This is a genomic window from Siccirubricoccus sp. G192, from assembly GCF_019084075.1.
Lineage (GTDB): Bacteria > Pseudomonadota > Alphaproteobacteria > Acetobacterales > Acetobacteraceae > G192.
This window is the reverse complement of the sequence record NZ_JAHREN010000001.1, coordinates 732,465-748,951: the sequence shown is the minus strand read 5'-3', so window position 1 is coordinate 748,951 and position 16,487 is coordinate 732,465. Positions and strand designations below refer to the sequence as shown.

Below are 16,487 nucleotides of genomic sequence, written 5' to 3'. Positions count from 1 at the left end.
GCGGCCGGTTCTGACGCGGCCAGCCGGACCGCGGGAGGAAAGCTTGCGCCACCGTGAAAAGCGTTGGACAGCCAGGCACGGGTCATATCTTATTCGTATCGAATGGCCGTTCCGTTTCTCGCCTGCATGGCGCTTGCCGCTTCATTCTACCACCTGCCGCCGCGCGTGCTGCCCTCGATCCAGGCCGTCGAAGGCGGCCGGGTCGGTTTGGCGCGCCTGAACACGAACGGGTCGGAGGATCTGGGGGTCATGCAGATCAATACGCTCTGGGTCGCCCCGCTCGCCGGCTACACCGGATGGCCCCATGCGGTCGTGCGCGACCGCCTGCTGCATGACCCATGCTTCAATATCGCCGCCGCCGGCCTCATCCTGCGCACCTATCTGAACGAGACGCGGGGCGACCTCCTGCGCGCGGTCGGCAACTATCACTCGCATACGCCCGTCCGGAACCTGGACTATCAGGCCAAGGTGCTGAACGCGGCGCGGACGATCTTCGCGTCACGGCAGTGATCCGCCTCTCCGGCCGGAGCGGCCCGCCGGCGGGCCGGTCATTCGGGGAACCGGCGTGGTGCCGCAGCGTTGCGCCAGCGGTCCGGCGTGGCGGGCCGCGCCTCGCCGAAGGCGCCATGCGCTCCGCCGGAAACCGCGACCGGGACATGAGCAACGCGAGCCCCCCATGCGCAGACAGCCCCGCCTCACCGCAACCGCCCTCGGCGCCCTGCTGCTGCTGGCCGCTACGCCGATGGCGGGAGCACAGCAGCGCCCCTTGCAGGGGGGGCGGCAGTGCCGGCAGCGGCTATGGCTTCGACCCCTCCGCCGGCACGCCCCTGACGCCGCATGGCCAGGGCGGCGCGGGCCTGATTCCGCCGGTCGAGCGCCAATACGAGGCGGCGCGGCAGGCCGGGGAGGGCAGCTCGGTGGAGCTGCTGCGCAGCGCCGACCGCGCGCTGGAGAGCAGCAACCCGGGGCTCGCCAATGAGCAGCTCGAACGCGCCGCGACCGCCCTGCTCAACCAGCCCGGCATCGAGGCCGGGCGCGACGGCGTGCGCTCCATCGGGCCAGGCCAGGCCATCAACGAGGCGCGCGCGGCGCTTGCGCGGAACGACATCCCGGCCGCGCGGCGCAGCATCCGGGAGGCGCTTGCCGGCATCCGCCAGGCCGATGGCGTCACCGGCACCGAGGCGCGCCCGGACCCGCAGGCGCAGGGCGGCAGCGCCGGGACCCGTTGAGCGCGGCACCGGGCATCGGTGAGGGGGGCGTGCCGATGCGACGGCGCCGTCACCCTTCCGCCGCCCTCGGGGACATCCACCACCCGCTCTGCGCCACGCTCGTCACGAAGGGGCCTGTGCCCGAATCCGAGCCCTGGGATAGGCTTGGCCCGGCGGGGGGGCATGGGATGGCGAAAACCGAGAACCGACCGCGGCTGCGCGAGACCGCCCTCTACCGGACGGTCAAGCGGCATCTCGAAGCGCTGGGATACGAGGTCAAGGGCGAGATCCGCGGCTGCGACGTGGTCGGCATCGACGCGACCGGCGGCAAGCGGCCGCGGGTGGCGGTCGCGGAGCTGAAGCTGGGCTTCACGCTCGACCTGGTGCTGCAGGGCGTGGACCGCCTCGCGGCCAGCGACGAGGTCTGGCTCGCGGTGCGGGCCTCCCGGCGCGGCCGGGACCGCGACCGGCGCGTCCACAAGCTCTGCCGCCTGCTTGGCTTCGGCCTGATGGCGGTGGATACGGCGCGGCAGAGCCTGGAAATCCTGGCCGAGCCGGCGCCCTACCAGCCCCGGCGCAATCCGCGCCGGCGCGCGGCGCTGCTGGCGGAACACGCGAAGCGCCGCGGCGACCCCTCCGAGGGCGGCTCGTCGGGGCAGCCGATCATGACCGCCTATCGGCAAAGGGCCCTGGCCTGCGCGGCCGCCATGGCCGCCGCGCCCCGGCGCCCGCGCGACCTCGCGCCCTTCGCACCCGATGCCGGGCGCATCCTGCTCCGCAATGTCCATGGCTGGTTCGAACGGGTCGGCCGCGGCCTCTATCGCGTCACCCCCGAAGGGGAGGAGGCGCTGCGGCGTTGGCCGGCACCGGCCGAGGCTGGTGGGTTTGCCGGAGGCCCCGCCCGTTGAAAGGACGGGGCCATGACGAAGAGGCGCTCCGGCCAAACCGCCTCGCGGCGTTGCGGGTTCCGAAGGCATTGAACCGGTTGGGGATCGGCCTCACATGAAACCTGTCATGTGCTCGAGTGCCATCCATCGCCGACGCCTCCTGCTTCACGCGGGAAGCCTGCTCGCGGGCCTCTAGCCCCGGGCCCGACCGCGCACGCCGCCGTCCGGCCCGGGGATATTCGGCAGAGTCGAGATGCGTGCGCGGCTGCCGCCGATGCGGCGCCGCGTGCTTCACGCGGAGGATTCCCACGACATGACATCGAACCATCTGGCGGCGGACGCGCGACTGGACGCGGCACTGGCCGATACCTTCCCGGCCAGCGATCCGGTCGCGATCACGATCTGCGAACCACCGCCCCGTCCCCAGGCCGGAGGGCCGCCGCGCACCACGGGGGAACCCCCGGTGATCGGGCGGACCACGCCGGTTGCCCCGGCGGTTCGGCATGCCGGATGGTCCGGCGGGAAGGGCGGCCACCATGCCCCGGACGCCGTGCCCGCTGATGCCGGCCCGACGGCGTTCCGGATGCGCCTGCTGATCGTCGGCGTGCTGCTGCTGGCGGGCCTTGCCGCGCACGCGCTCCTGCGCTGGTGGCCCCGGCTGGAAGGGCATGCCGGATGAGCCTGCAGGGAGCGGGAGGCCCGGTGCTGACGGGCCCTGCCTCCGGCACTGCCGTCATGACGTGGGCCCCGGACCAGGCCGCAGCATCGTCAAGGCATCCTCAATGGCCGTGCCGTCGGGCTGGTCGAGGCGCATCCGGTGCCGCCGGTGCGGCGCCGGCACCGCCCGCCGCCGCAGCGCGCCATCCACCGCGGTCAGCACCGCGTCGCGGCAGTCCACCTCCTGGGCGAAGCTCGGCACCCAGTAGCGCACCACATAGACCAGGCCGTCGGGCTCGTAGGCGGCCAGGCGGGCGTCGGGCGCGGGCTGCGGCAGCACGCCCGGCGCCGTGGCCGCGGCCTCGGCTAGCAGGCGCCTGGCCTCCTCCGCCGGCAGCGCGTGGTCGAGCGTGAGGCGCACCTGCTGGCGGTAGTGCGGGCGCGGGGCGCTGTAATTGGTGACGCGCTGCTGCGCGATCCGCCCGTTCGGCACGACGACCTGAACCCGGTCGAGCGTCTCGATGCGGGTGGAGCGCCAGTTGATCTCGATCACCCGCCCGCCGAGGCCCCCCTCGATGGCGATCCAGTCGCCGATGCGATACGCCCGCTCGAGGCCGAGCGCGACGCCGGCGAAGATGTCGGCCATGACGCCGCGCAGCGAGAAGCCGAGCACGGCGACGATGACGCCCGAGGTCGCGGCCGCGCCGAGCACCGAGCCCTCGAAGACCAGGGCGATGGTCGCCAGCGCGGCGGCCCCGAAGATGACGGCGCCGAGCAGGTCCTGCAGCAGCCGCGGCGACCGCCGCCGGCCGCTGCCACCGCCCCCGGACAGGGCCAGCCCGGCGAGCCGCGTGGCCAGCCAGGCCGCGCCGAAATAGGCCGCGGCGCCGAGCAGCAGGCGGACCACCTGGAAACTGCCCGCCTCCGGCTCGGGCATGTCGAGGGCGCGCATGGCCAGGGGCTTGCCGATCAGCAGGCCCACGCTCCCCAGCGTCGCCGCCAGGGGCCAGGCGATCTGCTTCAGCGCCTGCATGGTCCTGGCACCCGCCGGCCGGGCAGCATTCCGCCCGGAGGATGTCTCGTTCCGCATGTCACCTCCCTCCGATGCGGATGCCCGCCGCGCGGACGGGCGCCCCGCCGGGCATGGCCTGCAGGACCGGACGCCGGTCGTCGAACAGGGCGGTGGTCGCCAGGCAGTCCTTCCGGAGGCGGGCATCGCCCTGCGAGGAGATTGCAAATGCCAGCACCTCCCTCCCCGAAGGCCGGGAGAAGGGCCTCCGGCTGCCGGGAAACAGCAGCATCGAACCTCCTAGAGCAGATCGCCGGAGGGCGGAGACGCCAGAAGGCGTGAATCTGCTCGAAAAACAATAGGCTACAGCGCATTGCAGTCCCAACCGGACTGCAATGCGCTGTAGCGATACCAGCAGGCGCTCCGGCGATGCCGGCCACTCCGCCACCGCAGCGCCCACCGTTGTCATACCCATGTTTGCTTTCATCCTCCGCGCGAGCATCCGCGCCTTCGTTGGAAACCTGCGCCGCGGCCCTTGCTGCGCCTGCCCGGCCGCCAGCACCTCAACCCGCGCAGGTGGCATCGAGCGACCCGGTCAGCCTGGTTCCGGGGCAGATCCATCCCTGGGCCGGCGCGGCGCCACGGGCCAGGTTCGGTGGAGGGCCGGCCACGGCGCCGGGTGCGGCAGCGCGGGGCGCCCCGGCCGATCGCCTTCGCCCCGCATCACCGCCGCGGCAGTGGCGGCGGCCGCCTCCGGCTGGTGGATGACGTCGAGGACGTGCAGGCGCTCGGTGGCGCCGTCGTGCCGGGCTGCCGAGACGACGGCGCCGGCCGCACGACCGAGCAGCGCCATGCCCCGCGGCGCCGTCACGGGCAGCGTCCAGCCTGCCGCGGCGTGCTGCGCCGGCAGGACGAGGACCCTTGCCTCCGGCCGGCCGTCGTCCACCGAGAAGACGACGCGCGAGCCGAGCGTCGCGATATCGGCGGCGATCGTCTCGACGTGCAGGATCCGGGCCTTGTCCAGCTTCTCGAGCAGGGCCTGGGCGGCCGGGTCGTCCGGCTGCAGCCGCAGTCGCGCGAACCGCTCCAGCATGGCGAAGTCACGCATCGTCAGCACGTCGGGGGCATCGGGGCCGTCGCCGGGTCGCGGCGCCGCCTTCGCAACACGGTCACCGGCGGTGTCGCAGGCGTAGCAGAGTTCCACCGGGGCGGCGATGGCACCCCCCGCAGGCGTCGCAGGTCGAAACAGTAAGGGCCACAGGCAATCTCCTCCGGGCATGGCGACACGGCCGTGCTCCGCAGGTGCGGAGACGGCGGCATGTCGTTCGGTTCAGTTCTGGAGAGAGTCCCCGGGCCGGACGGCGGCGCGCGCGATCAGGCCCGGGGCAAGAGGCCCGCGAGCAGGCTTCCCGCGTGCAGCAGGAGGCGACGACGATGGATTGCATTCGGCCACATGATGTCAGGGATATGGGGTCGTGCATCGGGCGAATCAATGTCGGGCACCGCCCGGATGGCCGCTTCGCGGGCCATGCGCCGGGGAGCCGTTCCCCGCCCGCTACGGCACCGGCAGGAGCGCATTGGCGATGCCGAGATAGATCAGCACACCGGTGACATCCGCAACCGAGGTCACGAGCGGCGCGCTGGCCGAGGCGGGATCGAGGCCGAGGCGGTCGAGCAGGAAGGGCAGCGAAAGACCCACCAGGCTGCCGACCAGCACCACCAGCACCATGGTGAGCGCGGCGACGAGCGCGACGCCCGGCCCGCCACGCAGCAGGCCCACGGCGGCGACGGCCGCGGCCATCGTCCCGCCGAGCGCGAGCGCGACGAGCGCCTCGCGCGCGAGCAGGCGCCCCCAGTCCGACATGCGGACATCCCCCGTCGCCAGTGCCCGCACGGTGAGCGTGGCAGCCTGCGCGCCGGCATTGCCGGCGCTGGCGATCAGCAGCGGCAGGAAGAACACCAGCGCCAGGTTGGCCGCGATGACGTCCTCGAAGGCCGCGATGCCGGCACCGGAGAGCAGGTTGCCGAAGACCAGGGCCACGAGCCAGCCGACGCGCCTGCGGTAGAGCAGGCCGACCCCCGCGTCGCGCAGGCCGGCGGCGAGGTTGGGGACGGCGCCGGCCTTGCGGAAGTCCTCCGTCGCCTCGGCCTCGGCAACATCCATCGCGTCGTCCTGGGTAACGATGCCGACCAGCCGGCCCTCCGCGTCGAGGACCGGCAGCGCCAGCAGGTCGTAGCGGGCGATCCGGGCCGCGACGCCGCCGCGCGGCTCGTCCACCCGCGCATATGCCGGATCGCGGCGCATCAGCGTCGCCACGCGCGTCCCCGCCGGGGCGAGCACGAGGTCGCGCAGCGAGACGGCGCCGAGCAGCCGGCGCTCCGGGTCCACCACATAGGCCACGTAGATCGTCTCGCGGTCGGGCGCCTCCCGCCGCAGCGCCTCGATCGCCTCGCGCGCCGTCAGGTCCGGGGCGAGCGTCGCGTAGTCGGAGGTCATCACCGCGCCGGCCGTTCCCTCGGGATAGGAGGCGAGCCGGCGCAGGTCCTCGCGTTCGGCCTGGGCGAGCGCCGGCAGCAGCGCCTCCCGCTCCTCCGGAGCCAGGTGCCGGAACAGGTCCGCCCGGTCGTCGTGCGACATGGCGGCCACCAGGGCGGCGAGTTCCGGCCGGGGCAGGCTGCGGGCGAGTTCCGTCTGCACCAGGTCGGGGAGATAGTCGAATACCGCCGCGCGGCGGGCGGGCCCGGGCAGCAGGCCGAGCGCGGCGCGGGCCTGGGCGAGGGGAAGCGCCGCCATCGCCGATGCGGCATCGGCCGGATGCATCGCCGCCAGCGCTGCCCGGACAGCGCCGGTATCGCCGCGGGCAAAGAGCGGCTCGAGGTCGAGGTCCGGGCCGTCCTGGTCGTGCATCGGGCCGCTCCTTGGTTCGGGGATGCCGGCGGGCTTTCGGGAAACCCCGGCGCCAGCCTTCCATGCCCGTCGCGCGGCCGCAGGCCCGTTGAAAGCGGCAGCCACAGGCCCGAGATCATGAGCATGATTCGGCCCAGCGCGACACCATGCCACCCGAGCCGGTCTCCGGGCACCCTGCTCGCAGGCCGCTAGCCCCGGGCTCGGCACCGCGCCTTCCCGAGCCCGGGGGCAATCATCGTCCGATGATCCGAGGACGTGCCCTCGCCGGAGGAGCGCGTCTCCCCGTCCCTGGATGAGAGGAGTGATGCTGGTGGTCGATGTCGTCCGCGCAGGCCGTGGCTCCGAAGCCGGCCTGCCCTTCGTCACCTCGCGCGACCTGTGGGCCCTCAGGGCAATCGCGCGGTCACGGCTGGAGGCGAGCGACCCCGTCGGTCGCGCCCTGGCCGATAAGCTGGAACGCTGCCTGGTCCTGCCCCCGGGCGCGATCGCCTCGGGCGTCGTCACGCTGGGCTCCCGCGTGGTGCTCGGCCTCGGCGGACGCCACACGCAGGAGCGCGTGCTGGTCGGCGCGGAGCAGGACCACCTGCTGCCGAGGCTGGCGCTGCCGGTGGCGACGCCGCTCGGCACCGCCGTGCTCGGGGCGGTCGCCGGCTCGTCGGTTGCCTTCCGCGGCTCCGACGGGAACGTGGAGGAGGTCCGGATCATCGAGGTCGCCGGCCAGCCGGTGGCCGCGCGCCAGGCCGCGACCACCGATGAGGAGGTCTGCCATGCGCACGCGTGAGCTGATGGCCAGGTCCGTCGCGACCCTTTCGCCCGGCACCCCGATCCGTGAGGCGGCGCGCGTCCTGGCGTGAGGAAGGTGCGGCCGGACCTGGTGCCGGCGCCGTCGCGGGCCAGGCGGTCCGGCCGTCGTGGCGTTGAAAGCGTCGCGCGCAGGCCCAAGATCATGGACATGATCTGGCCGAGCGCGATATCCCGCCGAAGCCCGCGCCGGTCGCCGGGCACCCTCCTCGCGGGCTCCTAGCCCCGGGCCTGGCCACCGGCATCCGCCGGCACCCGGCCCGGGGGCACCTTCGACAGCGGAACCGATGCACGCCACGCGCCTGCGTGCGGCGTGCCAGCCATGTCCAGGAGGGAAGACCCGTGTCGGTGATACCTATGACCTGTGCATCCTGCGGCGCCATGCTCGGCGCGGCGGGCGATGCGTGCCGGAGGTGCGGTGAGGCCGCCATCCGCGCGTCGCATCACGAACCCCGCGACGGCGAGGGCGTCGTCGTCACCGCGCGCGACTTCATGCTCCTCGATGAGCTCGCCCGGCTGCGCCTTCGCCCTGACAGCCCGGCCGCGCGCGAGCTGCTCGGGAAGCTGGAGCGGTGCCAGGTGGTGTCGCTGGACCAGGTCGAGGCCGATATCGTCACGCTCGATTCCCGCGTGGTGTTCAGCGTCGATGGCGGCGCGGAGGAGCAGCGCGTCCTCGTCCACCCGGACGGGCACACCCTCCCGGGCTGGTCGCTGCCCGTCACCACGCCGCGCGGGCTGGCCATGCTCGGCCTCCGTGCCGGCTCGACTACGATGGCCGAGCGTCACGGCGGGAGCACCGAGCGCATCGACATTCTCCTCGTGGCCTACCAGCCGGAGGAGGCGCGGCGGCGCCGGGCGGCCACCGCCGGCCGCGCTGCCCCGGCGGCACCGGCATTCCTGCGTCGGCCCACGGGCCTGGCGAATGCCGGAGAGCCGCCGCAGGACGGCGGCGATCTGCCGCCGGCCGCCTGACCTCGGCCGCGCCGGGTGGGATGCCCGCAGGGGCACCCCCCTCCGCCGCCATTCGCACCAGGGGCCTGCTGGACAAGCCCGACAGTCCGCGCGATGTGGAGCGCGGGAATGCCGCCGCGCCGGCGCGTTCCAGCCGTCTTCCACGGGCGCTCGCGCCCCGTCCCGGGACATCCTCCCCATGCTGACCTGCCTCGCAGGGCCTGACCGCGCGTCCCTTCCCCTCCATGCAGCCACCCAAGCGGGGCTGGAGGCGCTGCTGGCCCGGTTGCCGCCCGGCGCCGCCGGCTTCCTCCGCGCCTCCGGCTTCGCGGCCCGGGCGCAGGAGGTGGCGCTGCTGCCGGGCGAGGCCGGGCTGGCCGGCGCCGTGCTCGGCCTCGGCGAGGCGGTGCCGACGCCCTGGTCCTTCGGCGGCCTGCCCCATGCCCTGCCGGCCGGCAGCACCTGGCACCTGGCCGAGCCCGGCGAATGGGCCGAGCCGGCGGTGCTGGGCTGGTGCCTCGGCGCCTATCGCTACACGCGCCTCAAGCCCGCCGCGCGGGAGGCGGCGCTGCTGGTGCCGCCGCCCGGGACGGAGCGCGCGCAGCAGGCCGCGGCCGCCGCCTGGCGGGGGCGCGACCTCGTCAATACCCCGGCCAACCTGCTCGGCCCCGCCGAACTCGCCGCCGCCGTGCAGGACCTGGCCGCCGCGCAGGGCGCCACCTGCACGGTGATCGAGGGTGCGGCGCTGGCCGAGGGCTTCCCCGCCCTGGCCGCGGTGGGGCAGGCCAGCCCGCGGGCGCCACGCGTCGCCATCCTGGAATGGGATGCGCCAGGGGCGCCGCCGGATGCGCCGCTGGTGGCGCTCTGCGGCAAGGGGGTCTGCTTCGATACCGGCGGGCTGGACCTGAAGCCCTCGGCCGGCATGCTGCGCATGAAGAAGGACATGGGCGGCGCCGCGGTGGTGCTCGGCGTGGCCGAGATGGTGATGCGCGCCCGTCTGCCGGTGCGCCTGCTGGTGCTGGTCGGCGCGGTGGAGAATGCCGTCTCCGGCAACGCCTTCCGGCCGATGGACGTGCTGCGCACCCGCGCCGGCCTCACCGTGGAGGTCGGCAATACCGATGCCGAGGGGCGGCTGGTGCTGGCCGACCTGCTGGCCTTCGCGGCGGAGCGGCGGCCGGCGCTGCTGCTGGACTGCGCCACCCTGACCGGCGCCGCGCGCGTCGCGCTCGGCCCCGACCTGCCGGCGCTCTTCACCGGGGATGAGCGCCTGGCCGAGGCGCTGCTGGCGGCGGGGCGCACGGCGGAAGACCCGCTCTGGCGCCTGCCGCTGCATCGCGGCTACGATTCCTGGCTCGACAGCAACCTCGCCGACCTCAACAACGTCGGCAGCAAGCCGATGGCGGGCGCGATCATCGGCGCCTTGTTTCTTCGCCGCTTCGTGCCGGAGGGGCTGGCCTGGGCGCATCTGGACCTCTATGCCTGGAACGACGCGAATCGCCCGGGCCGCCCGGAAGGCGGGGAAGTACAGGCGATGCGGGCGATTGCCGGAGCCATTGAGGGGCTTTTCGGGGGCGCACAAAGCCCGACCCGGTAACGAAAACGAGATGGGGCGGAAACTTTTCGGGTCGCATGGCTCTCACGACTACAGACTGCGTTACCCCATCAGACGTGCCTGCCTGACCGTCTCCCCTGGGTGCCCCCTTGGGCATTCCCTTTGGGCACATGCGGCACCAGCCGTGGAGCCGGCCAGGTTCACAGCCCTGCAGGGCGAGAGGATTTGAGATGGCTGTACAAAGCAATCCCGACCAGCTGGTCGGCATCCTGCGGGACACGATCGTGGCCCTGGTGCGGCGGGACGGCCCGGACCTTTCGGCCCGGCAGCTCGGCGTATTCCTGACCGTCTACCTGACGGACGGACCGCATACGGTGCGTGGCCTGGCGGCGGAGCTGAATGTCTCCAAGCCCGCCATCACCCGCGCCCTCGACCGGCTGGGCGAATTGGACCTGGCCCGCCGCAAGGTGGACCCGATGGACCGCCGCAGCGTCATCGTCCAGCGCACGCTGAAGGGCACCGCCTTCCTGCGCGACATGCGCCAGATCATGACCGAGGCCGAGACGCATCTGCGCGACATGCCGCCCGCCACCGAGGCGGCCAATGCCGAGCCGCGGGGCGAGGGCCGCAAGGCCGGCTGACAGGTGGCTCCCACCGGGGGCTCCCGCCGCAGGGAGATGGACAGGTGGCGGCACCGCCGCCACCCGGCCGCCTTCCGGCCTAATAGCCGGCCGAGAAATCCACCAGGTTGATGAGTTCCCGCCCCTCCCGGGCGCGGCGCAGATTCTCCACAACCTGCGGCGTCGCGCTTTCCGGGATGGTGATGCTGGCCGCATGCGGCGTCAGCGCCACGGCGGGGTGGCTCCAGAAGGGGTGGTCCGGCGGCAGGGGTTCCGGCTCCACCACGTCCAGCGCAGCACCGGCGATCTGCCCGGACTCGAGCGCCGTCAGCAGGTCCGGCTGCACCACATGGCCGCCGCGCGCGCCATTCACCAGGAAGCTGCCGCGCGGCAGCAGGCCGAGCGTGCGGGCATTCACCACGCTGCGGGTATCCGGCGTCAGCGGCAGCAGGCAGACCAGGATGTCGGTGCGGCGGAGCATGGCATCCAGCCCCTCCGGCCCATGGAACCCCTCCACCCCCTCCTGCTGCTTGGGCCGGCGCGACCAGCCCATGACCGGGAAGCCGAGCGCCACCAGGTGCCGCGCCGCATCGGCGCCGAGCTCGCCCCGCCCAAGGATGCCGATGCGCCGCGCCGCCGTCTCCGGTGCCGGCAATTCATGCCAGCGCCTCGCGGCCTGGAGGGCGCGGTATTCCGGGTCCTGGCGGTGGAAGCGCAGCACGTTGAGCAGCACCCATTCGCTCATGCCCTGGGTGAGCCGCTGGTCCACCAGCCGCGCCACCGGGATGCCGGGTGGCGGCCCCGGCGGGCGCAGCAGGTGGTCCACCCCGGCGCCCATGGAGACGATGAGGCGGAGATTGGGGTAGCGCCGCAGTTCCGCCATGTCGTGCGAGGTCCAGACCACCGCGGCCTCGATCTCCGCGGGGTCCCCGGCATCGGGGAAGAGCCGGATCTCGAGCCCGGGGTCGAGGGCCAGCAGCGCGTCGCGCCAAGCCTCCATGGCGCTGGCTTTGGTGGAGAGCAGGACGGCCATGTCTTTTCCTTATCCGGTCTGACGACCCGGTTCAGCCCTCCGGCGCCTGCGCGCCTTCGGCCACCGCGTCGCTGATTTGGACGACACGGTTCAACCCTCCGGCGCTGCCGCGCCTTCGGCCACCGCGTCGTCGGGAATCCCCCGGACCCAGGCGCGCCAGTCGTCGCGGCGGGTGGCGGCGCGTTCGGTGCCGTCCGGCAGTTTGGCATAGAGGCTGAGCACGCCGCGGGACCACCAGAAATCGAAGGCTTCCTCGCTGGAGAGCACCAGCGCCGAGGTGCGGTTGAAGACATCATCCTTCACCCTGGGCTGCACCTTGGCCAACCACCACCAGCAACCCACCGCCAGGATCGCGGCGCCGAGGTAGAAATGCACCAGCGTCGTGCCGGCGAAGGAGGCGGCCAGGACCAGCCCCGCCGGCACTACGTTCTCCGCGGTGCGATAGACCGGGCTGCCCGGGCTGTTCATCTTGCGGATATGGACGCCGAGCTTCACCTGCCCCGCATCCAGCAGGTCCCGCAGCCGTTGCAGTTCCGTCACGCGCGTTCCACCCCAACCTGCTCCATGATGGGCTCGGCGCGGAGATCGAAGGCCGCGGCCATCAGGGCGCGGGTATAGGGCTGCTCGGGTGCGGCGGTAAGCCGTTCCGCCTCACCCGCTTCCACCACCCGCCCGTCCTTCAGCACGATGATGCGGTGGGCCAGCGCCCGCACCACGCGCAGGTCATGGCTGATGAAGAGATAGGCCAGGCGGTGCCGCGCCTGGAGGTCCCGCAGCAATTCCACCACCTGCGCCTGCACCGAGACATCGAGCGCGCTGGTCGGCTCGTCCAGCACCACCAGGCGCGGCTTCAGCACCAGGGCGCGGGCGATGGCGATGCGCTGGCGCTGGCCGCCGCTGAACTCATGCGGGTAGCGTTCCGCCGTGGCGGGGTCGAGCCCCACCTCCTCCAGCGCCGCCGCCACAGCCGCGGCGCGGGCGGCGCGGGAGAGGCCGGGCTCATGCACCTCCAGCCCCTCGCCCACGATCTCCCCGGCGGTCATGCGGGGCGAGAGCGAGCCATAGGGGTCCTGGAATACGATCTGCATGCGCCGGCGCAGCGGCCGCAGCGCCTTGCGCGAGAGGTCCTGGATCGGCTCGCCCTGGAAGCGGATGCCGCCCTGGCTGCCCTCCAGTCGCAGCAGGGCGAGGCCGAGCGTGGTCTTGCCGCTGCCGCTCTCGCCGACCAGCCCCACCGTCTCGGCCTCATGGATCGCCAGCGAGACGCCATCCACCGCGCGCACGAAGCCGACCGTCCGGCGCAGCAGCCCTCGGCGGATGGGGAAATGGACCTTGACCGCCTCGGCCTCCACCACCAGCGGCGCGCCCGCCGGCACCGGCGCGGGGCGGCCGCGCGGCTCGGTGGCCAGCAGCATGCGGGTATAGGGGTGGCGGGGGGCGGCGAAGATCTCGGCCACGCCGCCCTGCTCCACCGCCTCGCCGTCCTTCATCACCACCACGCGGTCGGCATGGCGGCGGACGATGGAGAGGTCGTGGGTAATCAGCAGCATCGCCATGCCGAGGCGGCGCTTGAGATCACCCAGCAATTCCAGGATCTGCGCCTGGATGGTGACGTCGAGCGCGGTGGTGGGCTCATCCGCGATCAGCAGCTTCGGGTTGTTCGCCAGGGCGGCCGCGATCATCACCCGCTGCCGCTGGCCGCCGGAGAGCTGGTGCGGATAGGCGGCGAGGCGCTCCTCGGCATTCGGGATGCCGGCCTGGTGCAGCAGGTCCAGCACCCGCGCCCGCAGCGCGGCGCCGGAGAGCGGCTGGTGCAGGGTGATCGCCTCCGCCACCTGGCGCTCGATGCTGTGCAGCGGGTTGAGGCTGGTCATGGGTTCCTGGAACACCATGCCGGCGGTACCGCCGCGCAGGCGCTGCATGGCCGCCTCATCCGCCGCCAGCACATCGGTGCCGTCCAGCGTGATGCGTCCTTCCGGGTTGCTCCCGGTGGGCGGCAGCAGCCGCAGCGCCGAGAGCGCGGTGACGGATTTGCCGCTGCCGCTTTCGCCGACCAGCGCCAGGGTCTCGCCGGGATCAAGGCTGAAGGAGACGCCTTGCACCACGCGGCGGCCGCCGAAGGCCACCGAGAGGTTCTCCACCGCAAGCAGGCTCACTTGCCCATGCCTCCTGGCAGCTTGCGCGGGTCGAAGGCATCGCGCACCGCCTCGCCCACGAAGATCAGCAGGGTCAGGACGCCGCCCAGCACGACGAAGCCGGTGAAGGCGAGCCAGGGCGCCTGGAGGTTGTTCTTGCCCTGGCTCAGCAATTCGCCGAGCGAGGGCGAGCCGGGCGGCAGGCCGAAGCCGAGGAAATCCAGCGAGGCCAGCACCGTCACGCTGCCCGAGAGGATGAAGGGCAGGAAGGTCAGCGTCGCCACCATGGCATTCGGCAGGATGTGCCGCGCCATCTGGCGGCTGTCCGAGACACCCAGCGCGCGGGCGGCGCGCACATAGTCGAGGTTGCGGCCGCGCAGGAATCCCGCCCGCACCACGCCGGTCAGCCCCATCCAGGAAAACAGCAGCAGGAAGCCGAGCAGGATCCAGAAGCTCGGCTGGATGATGCTGGCCAGGATGATGAGCAGGAAAAGCTGCGGCATCCCCGACCAGATCTCGATGAAGCGCTGGAACAGCAGGTCGGTGGTGCCGCCATAGAAACCCTGCACCGCGCCGGCGGCGACGCCGAGGATGGAGCTGACGATGGTGAGGGTGAAGCCGAAGAGCACCGAGATGCGGAAACCGTAGATCACCCGTGCCAGCACATCCCGCGCCTGGTCGTCGGTGCCGAGCAGGTTCCGCCAGGAGGGTGGTGCCGGGGCGGGGCGGCCGAGGTCGCGCACCACCGTGGCATGGGCATAGGGGATGGCCGGCCAGAGCATCCAGCCGCGCGCCTTCACCTCCTGCCGCAGCACGGGGTCGTGCCAATCGGCTTCGGTCGGCAGCCCATCGGGGATAATGTCGCTTTCGGCATAGTCCACCAGGACCGGCACGAACCAGTGCCCATCCACCTGCGCCACGAGCGGCCGGTCATTGGCGATGAATTCGGCAAAGAGCGTCACCAGGAAGAGTGCGGCGAAGATCCAGAGCGAATACCAGCCGCGCCGGTTGGCGCGGAAATTCGCCAGGCGGCGCTGGGTGAGCGGGGTCAACGGCACTTATGCCTTATCGCGGGTAGCGAGGCAGGCTTCGATGCATGAAAGTTGCCTGTCCCACCATTCACAAGCCTCTTGGAGCGCCTTGGGCGCATCCTGTCCCAGGAAGCCATCAGCTGTCATCGGAACGGAAGCCCCAGGCACAACCCACCGATCGCCAGCGTCAGTGACCCAGATATCGCCGGCATCGGTGACGAAAGGTAAGTTGATCCGCTCTCTCTCGTTTACTCCAAGTTTGTAGTGATGCAACAATTTATCCCCAACATTTTTTAGCTTTTCTTTGTAACTCCAATCTTCTGTGTTTTTAGTTTTCGCTATCCAGTCTTCTATGCATTTGATTTTATGTGGAGCGCTCTTGTCATTTTTTTCCGAAAGGATCAGAACGTCATTTACTGTTCGCAGAAGAGCGATCGAAGCTGCCCAGTAAACATACCATTCGGTGCCCATTGATTGTTGCAATTTTTGCAACCGCAAGTTTGCAATGATCCAAAGCCAATCGAGCTTTCAAGGTGCGCATTTTGGCGTCCTTGTGAGGGCTCGCGCGGTTCAACGCCGGGCCTCGAAATCGATCCGCGGATCGACCAGCGTATAGGTGAAATCGCCCACGATCTGCATCACTAGCCCGAGCAGGGTGAAGATGTAGAGCGTGCCGAACATCACGGGGTAGTCGCGCCGGATCGCCGCCTCGAAGCCCAGCAGGCCGAGCCCGTCCAGGGAGAAGATGATCTCCACCAGCAACGCCCCGGTGAAGAGAATGCCGATGAAGGCGGAAGGGAAGCCGGCGATGATCAGCAGCATGGCGTTGCGGAAGATATGGCCATAGAGCACGCGCTGCTCGCCCGCGCCCTTGGCCCGCGCCGTGACGGTGTACTGCTTGTGGATCTCATCCAGGAAGGAGTTCTTGGTCAGCATGGTCAGGCCGGCGAAGCCGCCGATCACCAGCGCCACGATCGGCAGCACCATGTGCCAGGCATAGTCCACGGCACGCGCCGCGAAGGAGGCGCCCTCCATCCCTGGCGAAAGCAGCCCGCGCAGCGGGAACAATTGCAGGAAACTGCCGCCGGCGAAGAGCACCACCAGCAGGATCGCGAAGAGGAATCCCGGAATGGCATAGCCCACCAGCACCACCGCCGAGGTCCAGATGTCGAAGCCGCTGCCGTCCCGCACCGCCTTGCGGATGCCGAGCGGGATCGAGACCAGGTAGATGATGAGCGTGGACCAGAGGCCGAGCGAAATGGAGACCGGCATCTTCTCGATGATGAGGTCCACCACCGGCCGGTCGCGGAACAGGCTGCGGCCGAGGTCGAATTGCGCATAGCCCGCCAGCATGGTGCCGAGCCGCTCGGGCCAGGGCTTGTCGAAGCCGAAAGCCTTCTCAATCTCGGCGACGATGGCGGGGTCGAGCCCCTGCGCGCCGCGGTAGCGGCTGGCCTCGCCGCCGGTGCTGGTGCCACTGTCGCTGCGCTGCTGCGGCGCCCGCATCTCGCCCTGGGATTCGCCGGAGAGGCGGCCGAGCGTGCTGCCGGCCTCACCCTTCAACTCGGCCAGCATCTGCTCCACCGGGCCGCCGGGGGCGAATTGCACCACGGCGAAATTGATCAGGATGATGCCGAGCAGGGTCGGCACCACCAGCAGCAGGCGGCGGAAGAGATAGGCCCCCATGGCGCCGCG

Annotated in this window: 17 protein-coding genes; 8 read left to right on the top strand and 9 right to left on the bottom strand. The window is 71.7% G+C overall.

Annotated elements, in window-relative coordinates; translation table 11 throughout:
* Positions 1-63 precede the first annotated feature (63 nt).
* From KSF81_RS03510 to KSF81_RS03495, 4 genes are all read left to right on the top strand, one after another.
* Complete coding sequence (locus KSF81_RS03510; protein WP_309139464.1) at positions 64-510, top strand: lytic transglycosylase domain-containing protein; 447 nt, start codon at positions 64-66, stop codon at positions 508-510.
* Positions 511-656: 146 nt separating this feature from the next.
* Positions 657-1,229 carry a hypothetical protein gene (locus KSF81_RS03505; RefSeq protein WP_217377765.1) on the top strand — a complete coding sequence of 191 codons (573 nt, stop codon included), beginning with the start codon at positions 657-659 and terminating at the stop codon, positions 1,227-1,229.
* Between the two features lie 167 nt (positions 1,230-1,396).
* Entirely contained in the window at positions 1,397-2,116 is a 720-nt protein-coding gene (locus KSF81_RS03500) for a DUF2161 family putative PD-(D/E)XK-type phosphodiesterase (protein ID WP_217377764.1), read from the top strand.
* Between the two features lie 232 nt (positions 2,117-2,348).
* A complete protein-coding gene (locus KSF81_RS03495) occupies positions 2,349-2,774 on the top strand; it encodes a hypothetical protein (protein WP_217377762.1) in 426 nt (141 codons plus the stop codon).
* A gap of 54 nt (positions 2,775-2,828) precedes the next feature.
* Here KSF81_RS03495 and KSF81_RS03490 read toward each other — a convergent pair whose 3' ends face one another.
* From KSF81_RS03490 to mgtE, 3 genes are all read right to left on the bottom strand, one after another.
* A complete protein-coding gene (locus tag KSF81_RS03490; protein ID WP_217377760.1) occupies positions 2,829-3,842 on the bottom strand; it encodes a mechanosensitive ion channel family protein in 1,014 nt (337 codons plus the stop codon).
* A gap of 514 nt (positions 3,843-4,356) precedes the next feature.
* Positions 4,357-4,965, bottom strand: coding sequence for a hypothetical protein (locus KSF81_RS03485; RefSeq protein ID WP_217377759.1), 609 nt, complete (start codon positions 4,963-4,965; stop codon positions 4,357-4,359).
* Positions 4,966-5,316: 351 nt separating this feature from the next.
* Positions 5,317-6,669: a magnesium transporter gene (mgtE, locus tag KSF81_RS03480; RefSeq protein ID WP_217377757.1), complete on the bottom strand. Its 1,353-nt coding sequence runs from the start codon at positions 6,667-6,669 to the stop codon at positions 5,317-5,319.
* 304 nt (positions 6,670-6,973) lie between these two features.
* On the opposite strand from mgtE, the gene KSF81_RS03475 reads away from it, so the two are divergent.
* From KSF81_RS03475 to KSF81_RS03460, 4 genes are all read left to right on the top strand, one after another.
* The gene (locus KSF81_RS03475) at positions 6,974-7,450 is read left to right on the top strand and encodes a GreA/GreB family elongation factor (RefSeq protein WP_217377755.1); all 477 of its coding nucleotides are present in this window, start codon (positions 6,974-6,976) and stop codon (positions 7,448-7,450) included.
* A 362-nt stretch (positions 7,451-7,812) separates the two neighbouring features.
* Entirely contained in the window at positions 7,813-8,442 is a 630-nt protein-coding gene (locus KSF81_RS03470; protein WP_217377753.1) for a hypothetical protein, read from the top strand.
* A gap of 178 nt (positions 8,443-8,620) precedes the next feature.
* Complete coding sequence (locus tag KSF81_RS03465) at positions 8,621-10,015, top strand: M17 family metallopeptidase (RefSeq protein WP_217377752.1); 1,395 nt, start codon at positions 8,621-8,623, stop codon at positions 10,013-10,015.
* A gap of 188 nt (positions 10,016-10,203) precedes the next feature.
* Positions 10,204-10,614: a MarR family transcriptional regulator gene (locus tag KSF81_RS03460; RefSeq protein WP_217377750.1), complete on the top strand. Its 411-nt coding sequence runs from the start codon at positions 10,204-10,206 to the stop codon at positions 10,612-10,614.
* 79 nt (positions 10,615-10,693) lie between these two features.
* Here the strand turns inward: KSF81_RS03460 and KSF81_RS03455 are convergent, their stop codons facing one another.
* The 6 genes from KSF81_RS03455 to KSF81_RS03430 all read right to left on the bottom strand — a co-directional run bounded on the left by KSF81_RS03455 (position 10,694) and on the right by KSF81_RS03430 (position 16,478).
* The gene (locus KSF81_RS03455) at positions 10,694-11,626 is read right to left on the bottom strand and encodes a glyoxylate/hydroxypyruvate reductase A (RefSeq protein WP_217377748.1); all 933 of its coding nucleotides are present in this window, start codon (positions 11,624-11,626) and stop codon (positions 10,694-10,696) included.
* A gap of 90 nt (positions 11,627-11,716) precedes the next feature.
* Positions 11,717-12,166 (bottom strand): hypothetical protein, encoded by a 450-nt coding sequence (locus KSF81_RS03450; protein WP_217377746.1) that lies wholly within the window; start codon positions 12,164-12,166, stop codon positions 11,717-11,719.
* Positions 12,163-13,782 carry an ABC transporter ATP-binding protein gene (locus KSF81_RS03445; protein ID WP_217377744.1) on the bottom strand — a complete coding sequence of 540 codons (1,620 nt, stop codon included), beginning with the start codon at positions 13,780-13,782 and terminating at the stop codon, positions 12,163-12,165. Before KSF81_RS03445 ends, KSF81_RS03450 begins: the two co-directional genes overlap by 4 nt.
* Entirely contained in the window at positions 13,779-14,813 is a 1,035-nt protein-coding gene (locus KSF81_RS03440) for an ABC transporter permease (RefSeq protein ID WP_217377743.1), read from the bottom strand. The genes KSF81_RS03445 and KSF81_RS03440 overlap by 4 nt, the downstream gene beginning before the upstream one ends.
* A gap of 6 nt (positions 14,814-14,819) precedes the next feature.
* Positions 14,820-15,263 (bottom strand): hypothetical protein, encoded by a 444-nt coding sequence (locus KSF81_RS03435; RefSeq protein ID WP_217377742.1) that lies wholly within the window; start codon positions 15,261-15,263, stop codon positions 14,820-14,822.
* A 99-nt stretch (positions 15,264-15,362) separates the two neighbouring features.
* Positions 15,363-16,478 (bottom strand): microcin C ABC transporter permease YejB, encoded by a 1,116-nt coding sequence (locus tag KSF81_RS03430; protein ID WP_217377741.1) that lies wholly within the window; start codon positions 16,476-16,478, stop codon positions 15,363-15,365.
* Between the last annotated feature and the right edge of the window lie 9 nt (positions 16,479-16,487).